At 30.9% G+C, this 1,616-nt stretch carries 2 protein-coding genes and 2 pseudogenes; 2 read left to right on the plus strand and 2 right to left on the minus strand.

Annotation, left to right across the window (positions count from 1 at the left end; genetic code table 11):
* The first annotated feature begins 248 nt into the window (after positions 1-248).
* Positions 249-470 carry a hypothetical protein gene (locus B9N71_RS12670; protein WP_085166152.1) on the plus strand — a complete coding sequence of 74 codons (222 nt, stop codon included), beginning with the start codon at positions 249-251 and terminating at the stop codon, positions 468-470.
* Between the two features lie 287 nt (positions 471-757).
* Complete coding sequence (locus B9N71_RS12675; RefSeq protein WP_085166153.1) at positions 758-1,390, plus strand: hypothetical protein; 633 nt, start codon at positions 758-760, stop codon at positions 1,388-1,390.
* A 78-nt stretch (positions 1,391-1,468) separates the two neighbouring features.
* Here B9N71_RS12675 and B9N71_RS13680 read toward each other — a convergent pair.
* Both B9N71_RS13680 and B9N71_RS13780 read right to left on the minus strand, forming a co-directional pair.
* Positions 1,469-1,534, minus strand: a pseudogene (locus B9N71_RS13680) (integrase core domain-containing protein); the annotation flags it as partial.
* A gap of 3 nt (positions 1,535-1,537) precedes the next feature.
* Positions 1,538-1,616: pseudogene (locus B9N71_RS13780) on the minus strand (integrase core domain-containing protein); the annotation flags it as partial.

Consider the following 1,616-nt stretch of genomic DNA (forward strand, 5'->3'; position numbering starts at 1 on the left):
CACTTTTTTGGCGAGGATCACAAATGGTATTGCCGTTGGACTGGGGGGAAACTTGTTTTATATTATGGTTTTATTGATAGAGTTGAGGAGCATTGTGAAGAGTTTGAAGAGCAATGATGCTTTATAGTTAAGGAGATGGGCTGTGAAAGGCGTTTGGAAGCAGCTTTATTCAGTGGAAATAATGGATTTAAGTTTTGGATTTGCGGAAGAAGGCATTGAAAAGACAATGACTGCTAAGGGGTACTTATATGATAGAAAATCAAGTAGTTGCTCAAAATATTAGTGATTTGCTTTTAAAAACAACGCGTGAGTTAGATGAATCATTATTGCAGGTACAAGAGTGTTGTTCTGAAAACGAATTTATTGCTTATCGTAAGGTTGTTGCTCAATTGATGAGTATTATATATTGGGATGTTTTAAAAAATATATATATCAGACACCCGCATCTTAAACCTAAAGAACTTGATTAATTAAGATTTTTATGTAAATAAGTTTAGGTTTAAAGGCTGGACAAAAATATGCCATTATATAATGTTATGACATAGTTTTATATTGGTTAGGTTTAATTGTGTGTTTATAGTTTGACTAGTAGGTTTTTTAGCTGGGGGAAATTTGGCTAAGATTATATGTAACAGATATTAATCCAGTTAAGCAGGATGATTTTATGTTATAGGGGTAGGGTTATCGATATGGCTATTTATTATAATGGGTTGTGTTATTTTTAATTGATTTTCTTTGTAAATTAATGGAGTGATGCATGTGTAATAGATATTTAAATCACAAATATTGGCAATTAGTACCTGTGCGTGTAGGAAAAAATGAATATTTTGAAGCATATACTATGGATGTAGATGATGTTGATAATGGCATTAAAGTCGCTATTGTTGTTTATAGATTAGATACTCTTGAGGCTTATTCTTTTTTTGACTTTTATATTGAAAAACCGGATAAGAAAGAATGTGTTATCAGAGCTGATAACCATTTGAAGCAGTTAGGCAGGCCTGTTGACTGGAAAAATCCTCATCGTTATTGTCTCGCTCGGCATGCATTTAGGATTTTAAGAAATGAAAAATTTAAGACTAATCTGGATAAGAATAAACTGAGTAATGAATATATTTATCGTTATATGACAATTGCACGGTTGAGAGAAACTGTATTAATAAAAAAATTAAATATTTTGTCTGATTATGAAAAAATTCAATTATTTACACTTAAACAATGGGAAATAGACATTAAAGATTGGGAGATGGATAGATATAGTGGAAAAGATACTTTATATGCAATTCATAGAAGAACATATCTTTATAAACGTTTGTATGATAAGGAAAGGTTTAGAGATTATTATTTAGAATATAATCAGTTGATTGATGAGCTTTATGGTAAAGGTTAAATACGTAGGTAATTTGGCTAAGTGGAATGGCTATGTTGTGTAAATACCCCATAGTTAGTACAAAACAGACGTAGAAAATCATGCTGCTNNCATATTATTTAATGCTTCATGAGGTCTTTCAGTATTATAAATGGTTAGCCATTCCTAGGTTACCTTTCTTGCTTGTTCTAGATTATTAAATAAATATAAATCCAATATTTCCGTGCGATAGGTACGATTAAATCGT

Origin of the sequence: Gilliamella bombi, from assembly GCF_900103255.1 — a bacterium.
GTDB lineage: Bacteria > Pseudomonadota > Gammaproteobacteria > Enterobacterales > Orbaceae > Gilliamella > Gilliamella bombi.